The organism is Cobetia sp. PDI-23MA (genome assembly GCF_059507735.1).
Genome location: NZ_CM183352.1, coordinates 475,933 through 498,399 on the forward strand (window position 1 = coordinate 475,933; position 22,467 = coordinate 498,399).

Annotated in this window: 15 protein-coding genes; 7 read left to right on the forward strand and 8 right to left on the reverse strand. The window is 65.2% G+C overall.

Annotated elements, in window-relative coordinates:
* Positions 1 to 69: 69 nt before the first annotated feature.
* Positions 70 to 1,602 carry a Na+/H+ antiporter NhaC gene (nhaC, locus tag AC5WNJ_RS02150; RefSeq protein ID WP_495930362.1) on the forward strand — a complete coding sequence of 511 codons (1,533 nt, stop codon included), beginning with the start codon at positions 70 to 72 and terminating at the stop codon, positions 1,600 to 1,602.
* Between the two features lie 559 nt (positions 1,603 to 2,161).
* Here nhaC and AC5WNJ_RS02155 read toward each other — a convergent pair.
* Positions 2,162 to 3,052, reverse strand: a complete 891-nt coding sequence (locus tag AC5WNJ_RS02155) for an AEC family transporter (protein WP_495930363.1) — start codon at positions 3,050 to 3,052, stop codon at positions 2,162 to 2,164.
* Positions 3,053 to 3,424: 372 nt separating this feature from the next.
* On the opposite strand from AC5WNJ_RS02155, the gene glyA reads away from it, so the two are divergent.
* The 6 genes from glyA (at position 3,425) to purU (ending at position 11,372) form a co-directional block, all read left to right on the forward strand.
* The gene (glyA, locus tag AC5WNJ_RS02160; protein WP_495930364.1) at positions 3,425 to 4,735 is read left to right on the forward strand and encodes a serine hydroxymethyltransferase; all 1,311 of its coding nucleotides are present in this window, start codon (positions 3,425 to 3,427) and stop codon (positions 4,733 to 4,735) included.
* Between the two features lie 141 nt (positions 4,736 to 4,876).
* Positions 4,877 to 6,127 carry a sarcosine oxidase subunit beta family protein gene (locus tag AC5WNJ_RS02165; RefSeq protein ID WP_253063092.1) on the forward strand — a complete coding sequence of 417 codons (1,251 nt, stop codon included), beginning with the start codon at positions 4,877 to 4,879 and terminating at the stop codon, positions 6,125 to 6,127.
* Between the two features lie 25 nt (positions 6,128 to 6,152).
* Positions 6,153 to 6,479, forward strand: a complete 327-nt coding sequence (locus AC5WNJ_RS02170; RefSeq protein WP_176676123.1) for a sarcosine oxidase subunit delta — start codon at positions 6,153 to 6,155, stop codon at positions 6,477 to 6,479.
* Positions 6,476 to 9,583, forward strand: a complete 3,108-nt coding sequence (locus tag AC5WNJ_RS02175; RefSeq protein WP_176676124.1) for a sarcosine oxidase subunit alpha family protein — start codon at positions 6,476 to 6,478, stop codon at positions 9,581 to 9,583. Before AC5WNJ_RS02170 ends, AC5WNJ_RS02175 begins: the two co-directional genes overlap by 4 nt.
* Positions 9,576 to 10,277 (forward strand): sarcosine oxidase subunit gamma, encoded by a 702-nt coding sequence (locus AC5WNJ_RS02180; protein ID WP_253063094.1) that lies wholly within the window; start codon positions 9,576 to 9,578, stop codon positions 10,275 to 10,277. Before AC5WNJ_RS02175 ends, AC5WNJ_RS02180 begins: the two co-directional genes overlap by 8 nt.
* A 219-nt stretch (positions 10,278 to 10,496) precedes the next feature.
* Positions 10,497 to 11,372 carry a formyltetrahydrofolate deformylase gene (gene purU / locus AC5WNJ_RS02185; protein ID WP_176676125.1) on the forward strand — a complete coding sequence of 292 codons (876 nt, stop codon included), beginning with the start codon at positions 10,497 to 10,499 and terminating at the stop codon, positions 11,370 to 11,372.
* Between the two features lie 128 nt (positions 11,373 to 11,500).
* Here the strand turns inward: purU and fhuB are convergent, their stop codons facing one another.
* From fhuB to AC5WNJ_RS02220, 7 genes are all read right to left on the reverse strand, one after another.
* Complete coding sequence (gene fhuB, locus AC5WNJ_RS02190; RefSeq protein WP_495930365.1) at positions 11,501 to 13,624, reverse strand: Fe(3+)-hydroxamate ABC transporter permease FhuB; 2,124 nt, start codon at positions 13,622 to 13,624, stop codon at positions 11,501 to 11,503.
* Positions 13,611 to 14,567 (reverse strand): ABC transporter substrate-binding protein, encoded by a 957-nt coding sequence (locus tag AC5WNJ_RS02195; protein WP_176676126.1) that lies wholly within the window; start codon positions 14,565 to 14,567, stop codon positions 13,611 to 13,613. Before AC5WNJ_RS02195 ends, fhuB begins: the two co-directional genes overlap by 14 nt.
* Positions 14,564 to 15,331 carry an ABC transporter ATP-binding protein gene (locus AC5WNJ_RS02200; RefSeq protein WP_176676127.1) on the reverse strand — a complete coding sequence of 256 codons (768 nt, stop codon included), beginning with the start codon at positions 15,329 to 15,331 and terminating at the stop codon, positions 14,564 to 14,566. Before AC5WNJ_RS02200 ends, AC5WNJ_RS02195 begins: the two co-directional genes overlap by 4 nt.
* A 99-nt stretch (positions 15,332 to 15,430) precedes the next feature.
* Entirely contained in the window at positions 15,431 to 16,201 is a 771-nt protein-coding gene (locus tag AC5WNJ_RS02205; RefSeq protein WP_176676128.1) for a sigma-70 family RNA polymerase sigma factor, read from the reverse strand.
* Positions 16,202 to 16,429: 228 nt separating this feature from the next.
* Positions 16,430 to 19,162: a GNAT family N-acetyltransferase gene (locus AC5WNJ_RS02210; RefSeq protein ID WP_495930366.1), complete on the reverse strand. Its 2,733-nt coding sequence runs from the start codon at positions 19,160 to 19,162 to the stop codon at positions 16,430 to 16,432.
* Positions 19,159 to 20,730 carry a SidA/IucD/PvdA family monooxygenase gene (locus AC5WNJ_RS02215; protein WP_176676129.1) on the reverse strand — a complete coding sequence of 524 codons (1,572 nt, stop codon included), beginning with the start codon at positions 20,728 to 20,730 and terminating at the stop codon, positions 19,159 to 19,161. Before AC5WNJ_RS02215 ends, AC5WNJ_RS02210 begins: the two co-directional genes overlap by 4 nt.
* Positions 20,723 to 22,423, reverse strand: a complete 1,701-nt coding sequence (locus AC5WNJ_RS02220) for a pyridoxal-dependent decarboxylase (RefSeq protein WP_176676130.1) — start codon at positions 22,421 to 22,423, stop codon at positions 20,723 to 20,725. The genes AC5WNJ_RS02215 and AC5WNJ_RS02220 overlap by 8 nt, the downstream gene beginning before the upstream one ends.
* Between the last annotated feature and the right edge of the window lie 44 nt (positions 22,424 to 22,467).

The window sequence follows — 22,467 nt, forward strand, 5'->3', positions numbered from 1 at the left end:
CAGCCTCGACTTCCCGGGTCCCATTAGCGTTGGGGGTACAAAAAGTACAACCAACTAATGGAGCAAGACATGACTCGGGACGTGAAGACCCCGCTACGGCCATCGCTCAAGATGGCCTGCCTGCCTATCGTGGCCACCCTGGCCGTTCTTGCGTTGCAACTGTTCGTGTTCGGCGAATTCACCCCGCATGTGCCGCTGGTATGCGGTGTCGCCATCACGGCGCTGATCGGCTGGAGGCTGGGCCATGGCTGGTCGGCGATGGAAGAGGGCATGATGCGCATCGTGCGTGTCGGCCTGCCCTCCATCGCGATCCTGATTCTGGTCGGCATGACGGTCGGGGTGTGGATCGCCTCCGGCAGTGTACCGATGATCATCTACTACGGGCTCAAGCTGGTCTCGCCGGAATACTTCCTGGCAGCGGCCATGCTGCTGTGCGCGGTGGTCTCGGTGGCGCTGGGTACCAGCTGGGGCACCGTGGGCACGGTGGGGCTTGCGCTGATGGGTATCGGGGCCGGCTTCGGCATTCCGCCGTGGTGGACCGCCGGCGCGGTGGTGTCCGGCGCCTTCTTCGGTGACAAGGTCTCGCCGCTGTCGGATACCACCAATCTGGCGCCGGCGGTGACGGGCGTGAATCTGTTCGCGCACATTCGCAACATGATGCCGACCACCATTCCCGCCATGCTGATCGCGCTGGTGGTCTATCTGGTCGCCGGCAACCTGCTCGCCGCCGGTCAGGTGCTGGATCTCGAGCGCATCACCGCCATCACCGAAGGGCTTTCCGGACACTTCACCTTCAATCTGTGGGTGCTGATGCCGCCGCTGCTGGTGATGACGCTGGCCGTTGCGCGCATGCCGGCACTGCCGGCGCTGTTCGTCGGGGTACTGGCCGGGGCGGTCGTGGCATTCGGCGTACAGGGCGAGGCGGTCAAGGCGCTGTTCGGCTATATGCAGGGCGGCTACGCCTTGAGCACCGGCGTGAGCGAGATCGACAGCCTGCTCAATCGCGGCGGCATCATGTCGATGGCCTGGGTCATCCTGCTGGTGATGATCGCACTGGCCTTCGGGGGATTGCTGGAAATCATCGGCTGTCTGCAGGCGCTGTGTGCCGCGGTGCTGGTCAAGGTGCGCGGTATCTTCGGTCTGCAGGTCGCGGCCAGTTCCACGGCGGCGCTGACCAATGTCATCGCGGGCGCCCCCTACCTCTCCATCGCTCTGCCGGGTCGCATGTACGCGCCGATCTATCGGGGTGAGGGATATTCGACGCTCAACCTGTCGCGCTCACTGGAAGAGGGCGGCACGCTGATCTCGCCGCTGATTCCCTGGAATGCCGGTGGTGCGGTGGTGGTCAGTTCGCTGGGGCTGATGGCCGGTGGCGCGGGCATGGAGGGGCTGCTTTACATTCCGCTGGCCTTCGCCTGCTGGCTGTCACCGTTGCTGGGGCTGCTCTACACCCTGCTTGGACGCTTCATCATTCGGGCCGATGATGATGAGCGCGCCGAATGGCAGGCCAAGGGGCATGCCGTGACAACGCTGGCCCAGCTGCGTCAGCAGCAGGCCGAGGGCCTGGCGGGACTGCAAGCCGCCGCGGCCGAGGTGCGCTGACAGCCTGCTCGGCATGAGTGCTCTAAGACTTAATGCTCAGGTTCATGAGCAAGTCGACTCGCGCAGGAAGACGGCACAAACCATCTGGAGGTGCAGACGACTTCGGGGCTACCCTTCAGATGTTGCCACGTGAATGAGCGCATGCAGTGCAGGGGGCTCTGCGGGAAGTCCCGCCAGGCCATGCCAGGGTTCGCCCTGGTGCCATAAGCACAAGGCCCCGTTGGGCTGCATGCCCTCTTCAGCTGCGGGTCGAGAGCGGAGAGCGTTCACGTCAGGTCCACGACTGCCACTCCAGTCAAGGGTTTGGTCAAAAGGGCAATGATGACACAGGGGAACGGTGCGCCACCTCCAGGCCGGGAGCGGGTGCCAGCAGGACTACAAGGCTGATCGTCGCAACAGGAAGCGCCGTGCTGCTCAATATCGGGATGGTGCAATACCGTCTTCTTCACAGCACGGCAGTTTCCGCAGGAAGGTGTCACACGACCACGCAAGCTCAGGCTCGCGTGGTTTTTTTGTGCCTGTCATTCACTGCGGGAAAGCTTGGGCGGCTTCCGTCGGGTCAGCCCAGTGTCGCCCCCATCGCCGCCAGCAGCATGGGCAGATAGAGGAAGGCGGCGAGCGTCGAGCAGAACACCAGCGTGGCCACGTACTCCGGCTCACGCCCGGCCTTCTGGGCGAACATGTAGTTGTAGACCGCCACCGGCATGGCCATCTGCATGGTCAACACGTGCAGTGCCAGCGGGGGCAGGTCCAGCAGGGTGCCGATCCCCCAGGCACACAGGGCGGCAAAGGGAATGCGCAGGACACTGAAGCCCACGCCCGCCGCCAGATTCTTGACACGAATGCTGGCCAGCGACACGCCCAGGGTGATCAGCATCAGTGGCACGGTGAAGCCGGAGATCAGCTCCAGGCTGTTGGCGACAAAGCGTGGCATGTGCACATCACAGAGCAACATGATGGTGGCGACGATGCTGGACCAGATGGTCGGCGAGCGCACCACGCTGCGCAGCGGGTTGCCGCTGGTGCTGGCAAGCCAGGCGCCGAGGGTGAACTGCAGCAGCGACATGGTGACCATGATGGTGATGGCGTAGGCGAAGCCGGCCTGGCCGAAGGCGTAGAGCGAGACGGGCAGGCCCATGTTGCCGACGTTGGAGAACAGCAGCGGGGCCACCGCCACCTTCCAGGGCTTGCCGATCAAGCGCGCGAAGGGCCAGCTCAGCGCCAGCAGCAGGGCCATCACGGACAGCGTCGCCAGGCCCGTACGCAGGAAGCTCGAGTTGTCGATCTCGGCGCTGCCCAGCGCATTGAGGATCAGCGCCGGTGTGCCGATGTAGAGCACCAGTCGGGTGACGAAGGCCATCGGGTAGTCATTGCCAAGCCTGACCCAGAAGAAGCCGATGGCGGCGCCACACAGTACCGGTGCCATCACCGCCAGCAATTCCATCAGCATATTCTCAACTCCCCTCCCCAGGCGCGCACTTGCATGGATCAGTCGTCATCCGGCGCCTGATCGCACGATATCGGTGTCTAGCATACCTGCCCGCAGGGGCTTCGGTGTAGCGCCAGTGGCGGGCAGCCACCATTCGCAGCAGCTCTGTTCGGGCCGACGGTATGTCGTTTTTGCCTGCCGATGTCGCATTCGCGCTGCGGTGTGACGCTGACAAGCAGTTTGCCGCAGGGGGGCAGGGCTAGTATCGGGTCAAGACAGCCACTCAAGGCCTTGGCGCCGGCTGACTCGACAGGATTTGAGCGAACAGACGATCACTGATCACCCTTCATCGAACCACTCCAACAACAACGATCCGCTTACCGGAGGCGCGCAATGTCTCAGCAACATGGCTACACCCGTGATGACCGACTGGCCAGACTCGACCCTGCACTGGCCGAGGCCATCCTCGAAGAGACAGCGCGTCAGGAAGCGCATATCGAGCTGATCGCCTCCGAGAACTATGCAAGCCCGCTGGTGATGGAGGCTCAGGGCAGCCAGCTGACCAACAAGTACGCCGAAGGCTATCCGGGCAAGCGCTACTACGGCGGCTGCGAATTCGTCGACAAGGTCGAGACACTGGCCATCGAGCGCGCCTGTGCGCTGTTCGGCTGTGACTACGCCAACGTGCAGCCGCACTCCGGCGCCCAGGCCAACGCGGCCGTGTTCATGGCACTCGTCTCGCCGGGCGACACCATCCTCGGCATGAGCCTGGCGCATGGCGGTCACCTGACCCACGGCGCGGCGCCCAACTTCTCCGGCAAGCACTACAACGCCATCCAGTACGGCCTGACCGAAAGCGGCGAGCTGGACTACGAGGAGATGGAGCGTCTGGCGCGTGAGCACAAGCCGAAGATGATCATCGCCGGCTTCTCCGCCTACTCGCGCCTGGTCAACTGGCGTCGCTTCCGCGATATCGCCGACGAGATCGGTGCCTGGCTGATGGTCGACATGGCCCATGTGGCCGGTCTGGTCGCGGCGGGTCACTACCCGAGCCCGCTGCCCTACGCCCATGTCGTCACCACTACCACCCACAAGACGCTGCGCGGCCCGCGCGGTGGCCTGATCCTCTCCGCCACCGGTGATGAAGCGCTGCACAAGAAGCTCAATGGCGCCGTCTTCCCCGGTCAGCAGGGCGGCCCGCTGATGCACGTCATCGCCGCCAAGGCCGCGGCCTTCAAGGAAGCGATGAGCCAGGACTTCGTCAGCTATCAGGCCCGCGTGATCGCCAATGCCCGCGTGATGGCCGAGGTCTTCATGTCGCGCGGCTATGACGTGGTCTCCGGCGGCACCGATGACCATCTGTTCCTCGTCTCGCTGATCCGCCAGGGCGTGACCGGCAAGGACGCGGATGCCTCACTGGGCCGCGCCCACATCACCGTCAACAAGAACAGCGTGCCGAATGACCCGCAGAGCCCCTTCGTGACCTCCGGGCTGCGCATCGGCACCCCGGCCGCCACCACGCGCGGTTTCGGCGAGGCGGAATGCGAGGCACTGGCCGGCTGGATCTGTGATCTGCTCGACGCGCTGTCCACCGGCGAGAGCGCCAAGGTGGAAGCCGAGGTGCGCGGCAAGGTCGAGGAAGTCTGTGCACGCTTCCCGGTCTACGCATCCAACAGCGTGACCGACCCCACCGCACTTGCCTGAACAAGGCGCTGGCGAGAGACAACGATAACAACGACACATGCCGCAAGCGCAGAGACATCACTCGGGTGACAAGAACAGATATCACTCGGGCGAGAGCACCGGACAGCGCTTGCGGTGGCAAAGATGTGAGGAGGGTGGCAAATGCAGCGTTACTCGGGATTCGGGCTGGTCAAGCATGCGCTCAGCCACCATGAGAACTGGCAGAAGGTCTGGCGTAGCCCAGAACCCAAGAAGGAATACGACGTCGTCATCGTCGGCGGCGGCGGGCATGGTCTGGCCACGGCCTACTACCTGGCCAAGGAGCACGGCATCACCAATGTCGCGGTGATCGAGAAGGGCTGGCTGGGCGGCGGCAACACCGCGCGCAACACCACCCTGGTGCGCTCCAACTATCTGTGGGACGAGGCGGCGGCGCTCTACGAGCATTCCATGAAGCTGTGGGAAGGCCTGTCTCAGGACCTGAACTACAACGTGATGTTCTCCCAGCGTGGCGTGCTCAACCTGGGCCACACCCTGCAGGACATGCGCGACATCCAGCGCCGCGTGAATGCCAACCGTCTGCAGGGTATCGACGGTGAGGTACTGGACACTCAGCAGGTGCAGGAATTGGTACCTGCACTGGACTGCTCGAGCCGGGCACGCTATCCGGTCCTCGGTGCCTCCTGGCAGCCGCGCGGCGGCGTGGCGCGTCACGACGCCGTGGCATGGGGCTTCGCGCGCGGTGCCGACAGCCTGGGTGTCGATCTGATCCAGCAGACCGAGGTCACCGGCTTCCGCAAGCAGGATGGCGCCATCGTCGGGGTGGAAACCTCGCGCGGCTTCATCGGTGCCAAGCGTGTCGGCGTGGTCACCGCCGGCAACTCCGGCGTGATGGCCGAGAAGGCCGGCTTCCGCCTGCCGCTGGAATCCCACCCGCTGCAGGCGCTGGTCTCCGAGCCGCTCAAGCCGATTCTCGACACTGTGGTGATGTCCAATCACGTCCACGGCTACATCAGCCAATCCGACAAGGGCGACCTGGTCATCGGTGCCGGCATTGATGGTTATGTGGGCTATGGCCAGCGTGGCAGCTACCCGACCATCGAGCACACCCTGCAGGCCATCGTCGAGATGTTCCCGGTCTTCTCACGGGTGCGCATGAACCGTCAGTGGGGCGGCATCGTCGATACCTGTCCGGACGCCTGCCCGATCATTTCCAAGACGCCCGTGAAGGGGCTCTATTTCAACTGCGGTTGGGGCACCGGTGGCTTCAAGGCCACGCCGGGGTCCGGCAACGTCTTTGCCTGGACACTGGCCAAGGGGCGCACCCATCCGCTGGCGGAACCCTTCTCCTATGACCGTTTCAACACGGGCAAGCTGATCGACGAACACGGCGCCGCTGGCGTCGCGCACTGAACCTGCCGTCAGGAGACGACCGACCATGATGCATATCTTCTGTCCCTACTGCGGCGAGCTGCGCGAGGAAGAGGAATTCCACGTCAAGGGCCAGGCGCATATCGAGCGCCCGAAGGACCCCGAAGCCTGCTCCGATGCCGAGTGGGGGGATTATCTGTTCTTCCGCAACAACCCGCGTGGCGTTCACCACGAGCTGTGGATTCACGCCGTGGGCTGTCGCAAGTATTTCAACATCACCCGCCATACCGTGACCTACGAGATTCTCGAGACCTATCGCATGGGCGAGCAGCCCAGCATCACCGGTGAGACGAAAGCCGATCCGACCACGCAAGCCAAGGGGGTGAGCGCATGAACCAGCAAGACCACCAGACCGCCGCTGCCCCGCGCCGTCTCGCCTCGGGTGGACGCATCGACCGCGCCACGCCGCTGACCTTCACCTTCAATGGCAAGCGCTATCAGGGCCTGGCAGGCGATACCCTCGCCTCGGCACTGATGGCCAACGGCCTCGACGTGCTCAACGCCAGCTTCAAGTATGCGCGTCCGCGCGGCCTGGTCGCCGCCGGTGCTGAAGAGCCCAACGCCATCCTGCAGCTGGGCAGCACCGAAGCGGGTCAGGTGCCCAACGTGCGGGCCACCCAGCAGGCGCTCTATGAAGGCCTGGAAGCCCACGCCGTCAGCGGCTGGGTCAAGGCCCAGAAGGACCTGATGAGCCGCTTCTTGCCGCAGGTCGGCAAGCTGGGCGGCAAGTTCATGCCGCCGGGCTTCTACTACAAGACCTTCATGGCGCCGGCCTCGCTGTGGATGACGTATGAAAAGTACATCCGCAAGGCCGCCGGTCTCGGGCGTTCTCCGCTCGAGGACGATCCGGACATCTACGATCACCTGCATCAGCACACCGATGTGCTGGTGATCGGCTCCGGCCCGGCGGGCCTGATGGCGGCGCTGGTTGCGGCCCGCAGTGGCGCGCGCGTCATCCTGTGTGATGAGCAGGAAGAGCTGGGTGGCTCGCTGCTCTCCATGTCGGCGGACTGTCTCGATCAGACCCTGGACGGCAAGCCGGCCATCGAATGGCGTGATGCCGTGCTGGCGGAACTCGAAGCCTGCGAGGATGTGCAGCTGCTGCCACGCACCACTGCCAACGGCTACCACGATCACAACTTCGTGACCCTGCACGAGCGCCGTACCGAACATCAGGCCGATCTCGCGCCCTTGAATGCCCGTGGCGCGCGTCAGGCACGTTCACGCCTGCACCGCGTGCGTGCCCATCGCGTCATCATGGCCACCGGCGCCCACGAGCGGCCGCTGGTCTACAGCCACAACGATGTGCCGGGCAACCTGCTGGCCGGTGCCGTCACCACCTATCTGACCCGTTACGGCGTCGCCGCCGGTGACAAACTGGTGCTGTCGGTCAACAACGACCACGCCTATCGCGCGGCGCTGGCCTGGAAGGCGGCCGGTCGTGAAGTGGTCGCGATCGCCGATGCGCGCCCGGCCCCTTCCGGCGTGATGGTCGAGGCGGCGCGTGCCGCGGGCATCCGCATCATCGCCGGTGCCGCCGTGATCGAGGCCAAGGGCGAGCGTCGCGTGACAGGCGCGCGCATCGCGGCCATCGATATCGATGCCTTCAGTGTGACGGGGGCGGTGGAAGAGCTCGCCTGCGACACCATCGCAAGCTCCGGCGGCTACAGCCCGGTGGTTCACCTGGCAGCGCACACCGGCGCACGTCCGGTATGGAGCGACGAGATCCACGGCTTCCTGCCGGCGCTGGGCGCCCCGATGCTCAAGGGCTTCGATGCCTGCGGCGCCGCCAATGGCAGCTTCGCGCTGGAAGACGTGCTGGTCGCGGCCTACGCCAGCGGTGTCGCCGCGGTGGAAGCCTGCGAGTTCGAGGTCGCGGCGTGCGAGGTGCCGGCAGTCTCCGAGCTGGCAGAAGCCCCGCTGCTGCCGCTCTACCAGGTGCCGCACGACAAGCCCACCGCTCGCGCCCCCAAGCAGTTCGTCGATCTGCAGAACGACGTGACCGCCGCCGGGATCGAGCTGGCCACCCGCGAGGGCTTCGAGTCCATCGAGCACGTCAAGCGCTACACCGCGATGGGCTTCGGCACCGATCAGGGCAAGCTGGGCAACATCAACGGCATGGCCATCGCCGCGCGCTGTCTGGGGCAGACCATCCCCGACACCGGCACCACCGTCTTCCGCCCCAACTACACCCCGGTGACCTTCGGTGCCATCGTCGGTCGTCACTGCAACGAGCTGTTCGATCCGATCCGCTACACCGCGATGCACGAATGGCACCTGGCGCAGGGAGCGAAATTCGAGGATGTCGGCCAGTGGAAGCGCCCGTGGTATTACCCGCAGGGCAGTGAAGACATGCACGCCGCGGTGGAGCGCGAGTGTCTGGCGGTGCGCGAGAAGGTCGGCGTGCTGGACGCCTCGACCCTGGGCAAGATCGACATCACCGGTCGCGATGCGCGCGAGTTCCTCAACCGTATCTACACCAACGCCTGGGCCAAGCTGGGCGTCGGCAAGGCGCGCTACGGCCTGATGTGTCATGACGACGGCATGGTGATGGACGATGGTGTCACCACCTGTCTGGCCGAAGACCACTTCCTGATGACCACCACCACCGGTGGCGCGGCCGCGATCCTGGAATGGCTGGAGCTGTGGCATCAGACCGAATGGCCGGAACTGGACGTGCAGATGACCAGCGTCACCGATCACTGGGCGACCCTGACCGTCACCGGCCCCGAGGCGCGTGCATTGGTCGGCGAGCTGACCGATATCGACCTCGACCGCGACAGCTTCAAGTTCATGGAAGTGCGCGAAGGGCTGATCGCCGACATTCCCGGGCGCATCTTCCGCATCTCCTTCACCGGTGAGCTGTCCTACGAGCTCAACGTGCCGGCCAACTACGGGCTGCATGTCTGGAAGCGTCTGTTCGAGTGCGGCCAGAAGTACGGCCTCACGCCCTACGGCACCGAGACCATGCACGTGCTGCGCGCCGAGAAGGGCTTCATCATCGTCGGTCAGGACACCGATGGCTCGATCACCCCGGAAGACCTCGGCATGCAGTGGTGCGTCGGCTACAACAAGCCGTATTCCTGGATCGGCAAGCGTGCGCTGTCGCGTCCGGATACCCGCCGCGACGACCGCAAGCAGATGGTCGGCCTGATTCCGACGCGCAAGAAGGCCGGCGATGAGCGCATCGTGCTGCCGGAAGGCTCGCAGATCGTCTTCGACCCCGAGCACGCCATCCCGATGCCGATGGTCGGCCATGTGACCTCCAGCTACTACAGCCCGACGTTGGGGCATGGCTTCGCGCTGGCGGTGGTCAAGGGCGGTGCCAAGCGCATCGGCGAGACGGTGTTCCTGCCCCAGGCCGATGGTACGACGCTGGAAGCCGAAATCACCTCACCGGTGTTCTACGACAAGAAAGGGGAGCGCCAGCATGTCTGATGCCACCACACTCGACCCGCAAGCGGGTGTCGCCGTCGAGGCGCAGCCGCAGGACATGACAAGTTCCCGGACATCGGTGATCGATCAGCGCCCGATGCCCGAGGTTCACGCTCAGTGCGCCCGTTCGCCGCTGGCGCATCTGTTCACGGCCCGCGATGACGGCGATGCCGGCGTTGTGCTTGAGGAGAAGGCGTTTCTCGGTCACCTGACGCTGCGCGGTGACCCCGCGCAGCCGGGCTTCGCCGAGGGTGTCGAGGCGGCGCTGGGTCTGGCGCTGCCGTTGACGCCGGCGACTCTCCATCAGAATGAGGGGGGGCGCTCGATTCAGTGGCTGTCACCGGATGAGTGGCTGATCCTGGTGCCCGGCGAGGAAGCCTTCACTGTCGAGAAGGCGCTGCATGAGGCGTTGGCCGGTCGCTATCAGGTGGTCAACGTCAGCGGTGGTCAGACCGTCATCTCGCTGAGCGGTGACCAGGCGCGGCAGGTGTTGATGAAGTCGACGCCTACCGATGTGCATCCGCGTGCCTTCCCGGTCGGGCGCGGCGTGCCGGCGGTGTTCGCCAAGGCGACACTGGTGCTGCGCCGCGTCAGCGAGAGCGAATTCGAGCTGGTGGTGCGCAGGAGCTTCGCCGACTATCTCGGCCGCTGGCTGCTGGATGCCAGCGAGGAATTCGGGGTCTGTATCAAGGCCTGAGGTCTGTATCTGGAAAGGTCTGTGTCTGGAGAGAGCTCTGTCGCAGGCGCACGCCACGACCTGAATCAACCGCCAGGGGCCTCGCCCGGGCCAGGAGGCGGGCTTCAGAAATACTGAAGCCCGCCTCAATAATATTGGTTTGTCGCGCAGGGCCTCGAATGCAACCCTGACGTTGCTGCTTCCAACAATAGATAATCCTTACATGACAGGCACCTACGTATGCGTGATACCTGGATTCTGACCGCCCAATGTCCCAGCCGCATCGGCACGGTGGACGTCGTGACACGCTACCTGCGCGAGCAGGGCTGCTATATCACCGAGCTCAATTCCTTCGATGACCGCCTGTCGGGGCGCTTCTTCATCCGGGCCGAATTTCGTCCGCAGACCGAGGCCGGTGCCCTCGATGACGGCTTCGATGCCGCGAGTTTCGAGCAGGGCCTGGGCACGCGTGCCGCCGACTTCGAGATGGACGTCAGCCTGAGTGCGCCGGATGAGCGCATGAAGGTGGTCATCATGGTCTCGCGCTCGGACCATTGCTTGAATGACCTGCTCTATCGGCATCGCATCGGCCAGCTGCCGATGGATATCACCGCCGTCATCTCCAACCATCCGGACATGGCACCGCTGGCCGAGTGGCATGGCCTGCCGTATCACCACCTGCCGATCACCGCCGAGACCAAGGCCGAGCAGGAAGCGCAGGTGTGGCAGATCGTGCAGGACACCGGCGCCGAGCTGGTGATTCTGGCGCGTTACATGCAGGTGCTGTCGAGCGACATGTGCGAGAAGCTCTCGGGGCGGGCGATCAACATCCATCACTCGCTGCTGCCGGGCTTCAAGGGCGCACGCCCCTACCACCAGGCCTACGAGAAGGGCGTCAAGCTGGTCGGAGCCACCGCGCACTACATCAATGATGATCTCGATGAAGGGCCGATCATCACCCAGGGCGTCGAGACGGTGGATCATGCCCACTATCCCGAAGACCTGATCGCCAAGGGCCGTGATATCGAGTGCCTGACCCTGTCGCGAGGCGTGCGTTATCACCTCGAGCGCCGCGTCTTCCTGCATGACAGGCGCACGGTGGTGTTCGGCAACTGAGTGCAGATTGCCAAACGAGAAACGCTGAAACACGAAGCCCGCGATCAGAGATCGCGGGCTTCGTGTCTTCTGGTCTCGTGTTTTCTGGCTGCGTGTCGTCTGGCTTGAGGCCTCTCATCGAGGGAACATCAGCTCGACTTGCGCAGACTCCACAGGAAGTAGCTGCCGCCGATCAGCGAGGCCATTAGGCCGGCGGGGATCTCGTAGGGCGACAGCAGCTGGCGGCCCAGCCAGTCGGCGAGCACCATCAGCAGAGCGCCGCACAACACCGCGCCGAGCATGTGCTCGCGAGCGCGGCTCAGCCCCAGCAGGCGTGCCAGATGCGGTGCCAGCAGGCCGACGAAGGACAGCGGACCAACGATCAGGGTTGCCAGCGCGGTCAGCACCGCCACCGCGCCCAGCAGCACCAGGCGGGCGCGGGTCACGCCGATGCCCAGCGCACTGGCGCTCGCCATGCCCAGCGGCAGGATATCCAGCCAGCGCGCCAGCGGACGCACCAGCAGCACCGCGATGATCGCCAGCGCGAGCACGCCGACCGCCGCGGAGAGGCCCACGTAATAGGTGGAGCCGGACAGCCAGGCCAGAATCTGCTGACCGCGCGGGTCGCCATCGGCAAGGATGATGCCGCGCACCGCATCGTAGAGCGCCGTGATCGCCACCCCGCACAGCAGCACGCGTTCGGGAATGAAGCCACTGCGAAGATTGAGCACTACCAGCAGCGCCAGACAGGCCAGCGCCCCGCAGATGCCTGCGCCCAGCAGGGTCAGTTGCCCCGGCGACGGGACCAGCAGCAGCGTCAGCATCAGGGCGATGGCGGTGCCGCCGCTGATGCCGAGAATCTCGGGGCTGGCCATCGGGTTGCTGGTCAGGCGCTGCAACAGGGTGCCGGCCAGGGCCAGCAGCACGCCGGCGCCTGCCGCCGCCAGTACCCTTGGCAGGCGGAAGTCCAGCACGCTGGTCTGGCCGGCCAGCAACTGCTGGAGCATGTCACCGCCCAAAGTCCAGCCATCGTCGCCATTGCCGACCAGCAGGGCCAGCATCAGGGCCACGCAGACCCCGGCCAGCAGCCAGCCGAGCAGGCGGTCGGGGCGGGGGTGACGATGCGTCAGGGACATGCCGTGATGACTGGCGGGGCCAGCCCCCTGGGCCATCTTGAGGCGCGGAATCAGCCACAGCAGCAGCGGCGCGCCGAGGGCCGCCGTCATCGCGCCGGTGGGAATCAGGTTGGGCAGCAGGCCATCGAGACTGGCGACCACCTGGTCCGTCACCGCCAGCAGCAGTGCCCCGAACAAGGGTGCCCACAGCAGGCGCTGCCCCAGGCGGCGCGCGCCCATCAGACGTACACATGCCGGTGCGGCCAGGCCGATGAAACCGATGATGCCCAGCACGCTGACCACGCAGGCACTCAGGAATACCGCCAGCCCCAGGCTCATCAGACGCAGCTTGCGCAGCGAGACGCCCAGGCTTCGGGCATTGGCCTCGTCGAGATCCAGCACTGCCAGCGGACGCATCAGCACCATCGCCAGCAACATGCCCGGCAGCAGGCGGGTGAGCAGCGTGATCACGCCATCCCAGCTGTTCTGGGCCAGCGAGCCTGCGCCCCATACCAGGGTGCCGTGCAGGGCTTCCTGATTGAACAGCAACAGCACCATGCCCAGCGCGCCGATGTAGAGATTGACCACCAGTCCGGCCAGCACCACTACGGTCGGCGACATGCCACGCGCCCAGGCCAGCGCAAATACAAGCCCCATGGCGGCAAGACCGCCGGCCAGCGCGACCCATTCACGGCCCAGCTGGAATCCATCACCTCCAAGGCCAGTACCGGCCATCAGCGCCGGGGCGAACAGCGTCGCCAGCATCATCGCCAGACTCGCGCCACTGGCGACGCCGAGGATGGTGGGCGCAGCCAGTGGATTGCGCAGTACCTGCTGCATCAGCACGCCCGCCATGCCCAGCGCGCCCCCGGCCAGCAGCGCGCAGACCAGTCGCGGCCACCAGCTGACATGTGCCACCAGCTGGGCGGAGAGCAGTGCGCTGTCTGACTGGCCGAGACTGGCCGCATCACTGAAGTCGGGCGATACCCACAGTGCGGTCAGGCCCTGCATCAGACTCAGGCCTTCACGATTGAGCGCGAGGCTGCCCAGTACCACAAGGGCCAGGGCCAACAGGCTGCAGGCCCGGCCCGGCGTGAGGTGCAGCGGGTGTCGGTTTGATGCGGGGCGAGTGCTCATGGCCTGCTCAGTGGTTGCCATCGGTGGTCTCCCCCTCAGGTGCCGTCTCGCCGTCAATCAGATGGCTGGCGAGCAGTTCGGCGAAACGGTTGGCCGAGGGCAGGGCGCCGAAGCTCCAGACCGGGGGCAGGAACAGCGGTGCCGAGGCCTGACTGTTCTCGCGCACGCCGGGCATGGCCTGCCACAGGCCATTGCGTGCCAGGGCTTCGCGTCCGCCCGGCGGCAGCGGTTCCACCACCACCATGCGGCCCTCCAGCGTCACCAGCTTCTCGAGACTGACGGTGGCGAAGCCCCAGGCGTTGGTGTCGCCTTGCCAGGCATTGTCGATGCCCATGCGTTCGATCACGGCCTGGAACAGGCTGTTGTCACCGAAGATGCGCACATGGCGGTCATCCATGAATTGCACCATCAACAGCGGCAGCGGCGTCTTGCCATCGTGTGCCGACTGCTGGCGCAGTGCGGCGTTGTAACCGGCCAGGCGAGCGGTGCTCAGGCGAATCAGCTGTTCGGCCTGTGGCTCGCGCTGCGTCAGCTTGCCCAGCTGGCGCGTCGCGGTGACCAGTGTCTGCCAGGTGTCGGCATCCGGGGTATAGATGGCAATGCTGGTGACCGGCGCGATGGCCGACAGGCGCGGTGCGAGGCTTGCCAGCATCGGGCTGATCAGGATGTCGTCCGGGGCGAGGGCGGCCAGCTGCTCCAGGTTCGGCTGGGTGCGCAGGCCAAGATCCCGCGTGCCCTGCGGCAGCGCCGGTTGATCCACCCAGCTTGCGTAGGTTTCCACCTGCCCCACGCCCATGGCGCGGACTCCGATACCGGTCAGGGTCTCGGCCAGCGTCCAGTCCAGCGCCACGACGGGACGATCGACGAAGCCCACTGGTGCCTCGTGGTCGTCAACCGTCGTGGCAGCGCAGGCGGGACCCACCGCCAGCAGACTCAGACTGATCAGTGCCGACAGCCACTTCATAGCGGCACCGCGATCTGCTGCCGGCTCTGCGGCGGGGTGATCACCTGCATCTCGACGCCATAGATGTCCTTGAGCGTGGACGGGGTCATCATCTCGTCGGGCGCGCCCTCGGCCAGTACCTTGCCGCCGTGCAGCGCCACCAGGCGATCGCAGTAACGCGCTGCCAGATTGATGTCGTGCAGCACGATGATGATGCCCAGCCCCAGGGTATGACTCAGATGCGAGACCAGCTCCATCACCTCGATCTGATGGGCGATATCCAACGCCGCCAGCGGCTCGTCCAGCAGCAGATAGCGACTGCCCTGGGCCAGCAGCATGGCCAGCCATACACGCTGACGTTCGCCACCGGAGAGGGTATCGACCTGCTGGTTGGCGAAGGCTTCGGTGTGGGTCAGCGCAATGGCGCGCTCGATGGCTTCTTCATCCTTGGGTCCGGGACGCCCGAGCAGGCCGTGCCACGGATAACGGCCGAAGGCGACCAGTTCGCGGCCGGTCAGCGCTTCGGCCGCCGGCAGATGCTGCGGCAGGTAGGCCACAGCGCGCGCGAATTCCCGACTGCCGAACTGCGAGAGCGGGCGATCATCCAGCGCCAGCTTGCCACTGGTCGGCGTGTTCTGGCGCGCCAGCAACTTGAGCAGTGTCGACTTGCCGGAGCCATTGTGGCCAATCAGGCCATGCACCTGGCCGGGGGCGAAATCGAGAGACTGCGTCTTGAGCAGACAGCGCTCGCCGAGGTCAAAGCGCAGGTGATCGAGAGTGAACATGAAGGCATCGTCATCCGTGGTCAGGGCGTCAGGCTAAGGGCGATTCATTCTGGGCGACATGACGCGGAGACGTTCGCCCATCCGTGCTCCGCGGGGCCATCAGTGCTGATCGGCTCTTGCTATCGGGACGTCATCACGCCGGCGTCGTCGTCGCGCCTTGCTGGGCGGCGCGGCTGACATGCCCTGCGCGGCTGGCGGCGAGTCCGCGTCGCCCTGTTGGCAGGCGGCGCAGTCGTGGCTGACTTCATTGCGATAACAGCTCGCCGCGGCCAAACGCTTTTCGCAGTGTTGCTGCGCCTGGGTGACGTAGCGACCCGCCATGCGCTCGGACACGCCGAGACGCTCGCCGATCTCGCGCTTGGTCAGCCCTTCGAGGCGATACCAGGTCAGGGCGAGGCGAAAATGGCCTGCCAGCTCGGAGAGTGCCGCATCGACGACCTGCAGCTTCTGGCGGCGCGCCAGGCTCCTCTCCGGGTCCAGATGGGCGGCCGCCACGCGCTCATCACCCTCGGACACCGATTCGAAATCCGGTGCGCGGGACTGGTGGCGGTGATGATCGATGATCAGGTTGCGTGCGATGCGAAACAGCCAGGCGCGCGGGTTGGCGGGCCACTCTCCGGTCAGGCGCAGGCGCAGATAGACCTCATGACTGATGTCTTCCGCCAGCTCATGCGAGCCCAGCTGGCGCACCAGAAAGCCGGTCAGTTCGTGACGATTCTCGGCAAACAGCTGGTCCAGCGAGTGGCGGTATTGCTGTGCAGCACAAGCCTGCAGCTCAGCGGGCGTTTCAGCTTCTGGCCCGCGTGTGTCAGGCGTTCGATCATCCGTGTCGCGATGAGTCCGAACTGGGGGCTTGGCGTGAGAGGGCATCCACGGCTCGCAATGAGATATGTCGTGATGGAAAGCCAATGGTATTGTTGTTACGAATCATTATCAATACTTGCTTGTCAGGCACCCCAAGGACCGCCCCTGTGCATGACGAGGGCGGTCCCGGTGCTGCTTGATATCACCCGGCAGTGACAGGGCGTTTCAGGTGTACGGCCCGAGACGCTGGGTCACTGCCTGGCGTGCTGACACTGCCTGGCTCGCCGTCAGCGCTCAGCGGCGGGCGAAGGCCGCGATGGGGTTGTCCAGCTCGCCCTTGAGCTGCAGGGCGCCGGACGGATCGGTGAGATCGACCATCTGCTGGTTATTGCGCAGCTGCAGGCGGTTGAGGCATGACAGCGTGAAGCGCGGTGCGAACAGGTCATGGCGCGCGAACTTGTCGGCCATCTCCGGATGGGCATCCTGGTAGTCGTGGATGCAAGCCGCGACGCGAGACCAGAAGGCCTCCTCCGTCATCACCTGCTCGCGCACCAGCAGCGGCACCGCGAAGCGGAAGATGCAGTCGAAGACGTCGGTGAGCAGTGACAGGATGCGGATCGGTTCCGGCACCTCGACCACCAGCCGCTCGACCCCTGCCGGCAATTCGAGTGCACGGGTCTCATCGGTGGCGAACAGCGCCGCTTCCTCGGCGATGTCCTTCATCAGTGCACCACACGGCACGCCATCGCGCAGACGCATGATCAGGTTCTCGCCATGCGGCATGAACACCAGGTCGTGCTTGAAATAGCAGTGCAGCAGCGGCGTCATGTAGGCCGTCAGCCATTTGTCGATCCATGCTTCGGCGCCGATGCCGGAACGCTCGATCAGCGCCGGCAGCAAGGCCTTCTCGTCATTGTCGACGTGCAGCAGCGCCGCCATGGTCATCAGGCGCTCGCCTTCATCCTTGACGTCTTCCGGGCTCTCGCGCCACAGGCTGGCCAGCATCTTGCGATAGCCGACAGCCGCCGGGTCGGCGTCTTCCAGCACATCATCGCGATAGCCGATGGCTGCGACTTCACGCAGCAGGCGGAAGCCCCACTGTTCGAAGGACGGGTCCGAATCGATCAGGCCCTTAAGCCATTGATTGATGACCGGAGTGGCGCGCATGTAATAGGGCGACAAACCGCGCATGAAGCCCATGTTGAGGATCGATAGCGCCACCTTTACATAGCGGCGGTTCGGCTGATTGCGGTTGTAGAGCGTGCGGATCGACTGCTGGGCCTGATAGCGGTCCTCCCCTAGCCCCAGACAGACGATGCGCTGGCTTGAGATCTCGGCGGCGAAGGTGATCGCCAGCTTGTGATTCCACTGCCATGGGTGCACCGGCATCATCAGATAATCGGCGGCATCGAGGCCCTTGGCCGTCAGTTGATCCTCCAGGCGGGCCAGTTCGGCCTGACCCAGTTCCTCTTCCAGCAGACGGCGCGGATCGAGACCATCCACGGCGGAGTAGTGCGCGTTGTCGCGATGCACGGCGATCCACACCAGCGCGAAGGGCTGAGCGGCTTCCGGCGCGTAGGCGCGATAGTCCAGCGCATCGAAGCCCATGCGGCCATTGTTGGCGACGAAGCACGGATGGCCTTCGCTCATTGCCGATTCCAGGGTCTGGAAGGAGGCACCGGCCAGCACGCGGGCGGACTGGTTCTCGCGCACGGCGCGCTGCATCTTCCAGGCGCTGGAGGCAAGCGTGGCGCTGACCTCCTCGAGATAGACCGGCAGCAGACGCGGCGGAATCTCCAGCACATCGTTGAGTTCCAGAATCAGCTCACGCGCGTCCAGTGGCAGGGAGTTGCCGTCGGCATCCAGACGCTGGATGGAGGCGGCATCGATCAGCCAGTGATCGAGCTGGAAACGTCGCGCCACGAAGCGATATTCCACCGCTCGGCGGCTGACGGGCGCCTTGTCACTTGCGGACTCGGCCAGCGGCAGGCGGAAGTGATGCCAGTTGTCATGACTCTGGCAGGCGGTGCGGGTGCCACAGTCATCGGCGCATCGCGGGTGGATAAGACGCTCGTGACTGAATTCGGCTAGCGCCTTGCGCACCAGCAGGCGATTGGCCTGCTGCCAGTCCGGCCCGGTGAGATGCTGGCTGGCCGCGGCCGGGTTGGCGGTCACGCCGCTGCCCAAGCGCGGGCTGCGGGTGGCCAGAGCGGCGCGGAAGTCCTGCGGGGTGCAGAAGCACAGGCGGGCCGGCTTGCCGTCGAGATCCAGCGGGCCATGATCGACGAAGCCCACCGCGGCATTCAGTGGATGAATGGCGCGATTGCGGCTGTCCGGCTCCACCACCACGCGGGACACGGGACGTACTGCCTCTTGCCCTTCATCTTTTTTCCCTTCAGCGGCATGCTCGTCACGGAACTGGCCGGCGAAGACCATCGCCATGATCGTCTCGATCACCGCACGCGAGAAGCCGCTGATGGGGGCCTGGTCCTCGCTGCGCGGCGCGACGAGGAAGTGCATGCCGAAGTCGCCGGGCTGCACACTGTAATGCTTGCCGAGCGGGTCGTGTGCCGGGTCATAGAGTTCGACCAGAAACGCTGGCTGGTCGTTGTAGAGACCGACCCAGCCCTGGGCATGCTGGCTGTCTTCCAGGCCCTGATAGAAGTCGTACTTGGTGGTGATGAGGTCATCACTCATGCCCCAGAAGCTGGCGCGTTCGCCGCTGGTCCACTCATCCACCAGCGCCATGTCGGCGGCGAGATCCAGCGGGCGCAGCGCGAATTCGGCGCGCTCGCTGGCGCTGTCATCCTGGGGCTTGCGCAGGCGCGCCTGGGCTTGCTCCAGCTCCACCGCGCGGCGGGTGAAGCGCGTTCCCGGTGCCGGGCTGAGCAGATCGAGCGGTGCCGGCGCGGCGAGCGATGTCGTTCCGAACACCTGCTGTGACGGTGTCGCTGCACTGTGAGAACTTGCCGCGCTGCTGGACTGTTCGGCGCTTGCGGCGCTGGTGATGTCGACTGGCATGTTCATGCGGTGGTCTCCCGGTGTTGCGGTGCAGCGGTGTGAGTCGTGTCGGTGGTGGCGGTAGCGGACGTACCGGTGGCGGACGTGCCGGTGGCGGACGTGCCGGCATGGATATCCGTCTCGCCGTAGGGCAGGTGTGCGGCGGGCAGCGGTGTGAAGCCATTGCCACAGCCCTTTTCAGAGCCGGGCGCGCCGAAGCTCTGGAAGGCGATGCGGCGCTCGATGGTATAGACCTCACGCCCGGTGATGGCGCGCAGGATGCAGCTGTTGCGATAGCAGGCCATGCCCAGGTCCGGCGCGGCCAGCGAGTGGGTATGCAGCTCGGCGTTCTGGACGAAGATCTCGCCGGCGAACGGCGATTGATCGCCCTCGTTGCCGTCGGTATCGGCGGTGCTCTGCGTGTCGACAGCGTAGAAGCGACCGACGGCGTAGCGGCCTTCCTCGTCACGACGAATGCGCGACTCGATGCTGCGCAGGAAGGGTGGCGCCACGTACTGATAGCCCGTGGCCAGTACCACGGCGCTGGTGTCATGACGCCAGGCCTGCTGCTGTTCGCGCTGATAGAGCCCCAGCGTGAAGTCGCCGTCGGCTCCTTCCTTGTTCAGCGAGGTCAGTTCGGTATTGGTCATCAGGGTGGTGGGCACCACGCCTTGCAGCTGCTTGGCGTAGAGGGTGTCGTAGATCTCGTCGATCAGCTCGAGATTGATGCCCTTGTAGAGACCCTTCTGGGTCGCCAGCAGGGTGTTGCGCTGTTCACGCGGCAGGGCGTGGAAGTAATCGATGTAATCCGGCGAGGTCATCTCAAGCGTCAGCTTGCCGTACTCCAGCGGGAAGAAGCGCGGCGAGCGCGTGATCCAGTTGAGCTGGTAGCTGTGCTGATCGATCTCGCGCAGCAGGTCGAGATAGATCTCGGCGGCGCTCTGGCCGGAGCCGATGATGGTGATGGCCGGCTGGGAGGTGAGCTCGTCCTTGCGCGCCAGATAGTGGGCGTTGTGACACACGCGGCTGCCCGCGACCGGCACGACGTCACGCACGGCATCGGCGGCTTGCGGCAGGTAGGGCTGGGTGCCGGTGCCCAGTACCAGCTTGCGTGCGCGATAGGCGAAGGCTTCGCCGGTGCTGGGGCGAGTGCCGCGCACGACATAGATGTCGCCGACATGCTGGATGTCCTGGACGTCGTGATCGAAGCGCAGGCTGGTCAGCTCGCGCGCCGCCCACTGGCAGTACTGGTTGTATTCGCGGCGCAGCAGGAAGAAGTCTTCGCGGATGTAGAAGTTGTAGAGCTTGTCATGCAGCTTCAGATAGTTGAGGAAGCTGAAGTGGCTGGTCGGGTCGGCCAGCGAGACCATGTCCGCCATGAAGGGCGTCTGCATGCTGGCATCTTCCAGCAACATGCCCGGGTGCCAGTCGAACTCTGCCTTGCGCTCCAGGAAGACGCCGTTCACGTCTTCCAGCGGCTCGCTCAGACAGGCAAGGCTGAGGTTGAAGGGGCCGATGCCGATGGCGACGAAGTCGAGCACCTCATTGCGCGTTTCAGCGGTATCGGTGACGTGAGGAGTCGAGGTGTCATGCATGACGGCTTTCCTTGGCTTCTGTGGTGTGGCTGCGACGTTTGGCGGCCGGGGTATCGACCAGGGCATCGGCCAGTGCTGCGGCGTGGCTTGCCTGGGCCGTGGTGCTGGCAGCCAGATGATGCGCCTTGACCAGCGCCTGGCCGTGCTGGCGGATCAGTTCGACCACCGCGGCGATGTCATCGCGGGTGGTTTCCGGATTGAGCAGGGTGAACTTCAGATACTGACGGCCGGACACCTTGGTGGCGGCGACGATGGCCTCACCGCTTCGCGACAGGCGCTTGCGGATCTCACGGTTCAAGGCATCCCACTGCTCGGCGCTGAGGGTCTCTTCATTGGCATCATGGAAGCGGAACACCAGGGTGCTGAGTTCCGGCGCCTGGGCGACATCGATGTCCGGTGCCGCCTCGAGCAGCTGATAGCCCTCGCGGGTGAGATCGATTACGCAATCGAGCATGTCGCCCAGCGCATCGGCGCCCATCAGACGCAGGGTCATCCACAGTTTCAGGGCGTCAAAACGACGCGTGGTCTGCAGGCTCTTGTTGACCTGATCCGGCGTGCCTTCACGGGCCTGAAGTTCCGGGTTGAGGTAGTCGGCGTGATAGGTGACGTGGCGCAGCTGGGTGCGGTCACGCACCACGCAGGCGCTGCAGCTGACCGGCTGAAAGAAGGTCTTGTGGTAATCGATGGTGACGGAGTCCGCCATCTCGGTGCCCTTGAGCCAGTGTCCGTGACGACGCGAGGTGATCAGGCCGCCGCCGTAGGCGCCATCGACATGGAACCAGATGCCACGTGCATGGCATTCGCGGCCGATGGCCTCCAGCGGGTCGATGCTGCCGAAGTCGGTGGTGCCTGCGGTGGCGACGACGGCCATCGGGATCAGGCCTTCGGCGCGGGCCTTGTCCAGCGCTTCCCGCAGTGCATCGGGGTCCATGCGGCGACGCTCATCCACGGCGACCGGGACGACGGCGTTGTGGCCGAGACCGAGCAGGGCACAGGCCTTCTGCAGACTGAAATGGCTGATGCCGGAGGCGAAGACGCGCAGGCGCCCGGCTTCCGGCGGCAGGCCGTGGGTCTGGTTGCCGGGGTGGTTGGGCAGCTTCTCGCAGACCGCATCACGGGCCAGCAGCAGCGCCATCAGGTTGGATTGGGTGCCGCCGCTGGTGAAGATGCCATCGGCAGTCGGACCCAGCCCCAGGCGCTCGGTGGTCCAGTCGATCAGGCGCTGCTCGATCAGGGTGCCGCCAGCGCTCTGGTCCCAGGTGTCGAGGGAGGAGTTGATCGCACCCAGCAGACTCTCGGCCCACACGCCGGGCAGCACGACCGGGCAGTTGAGGTGTGCGATGTAGCGGGGATGATGGAAGTAGACGGCATCCTTCAGGTAGAGCGACTTGAGCTCCTCCAGGCCGGCTTCGAGGTTCTCGAGGGGCGTCTCGAGATCGAGGTCGGCGAAGGCCGGACGCAGAGCTTCCGGAGTGATGCCGCTGAATGGCTGCTGGACACTGTCGAGCTGTTCAGCCACCAGGGTGCTGATGCGCTGCATGCCGGTCTGCCAGGCATCCATGTTGGCAGGCGAGAACAGGGCGGCGCTGGGCGAGCGGGACAGAGCGCCCGCACAGACGTCGGTCTGGGTGTCAGACGCGGAGGATCCTGCGGCAGCGCCGTAGGTGGCGGCGGAATCTTGAAGGCTGTGCATTACATAACCTTATGCGAATGTTCGCAGATAAAGACTTGGAAGAG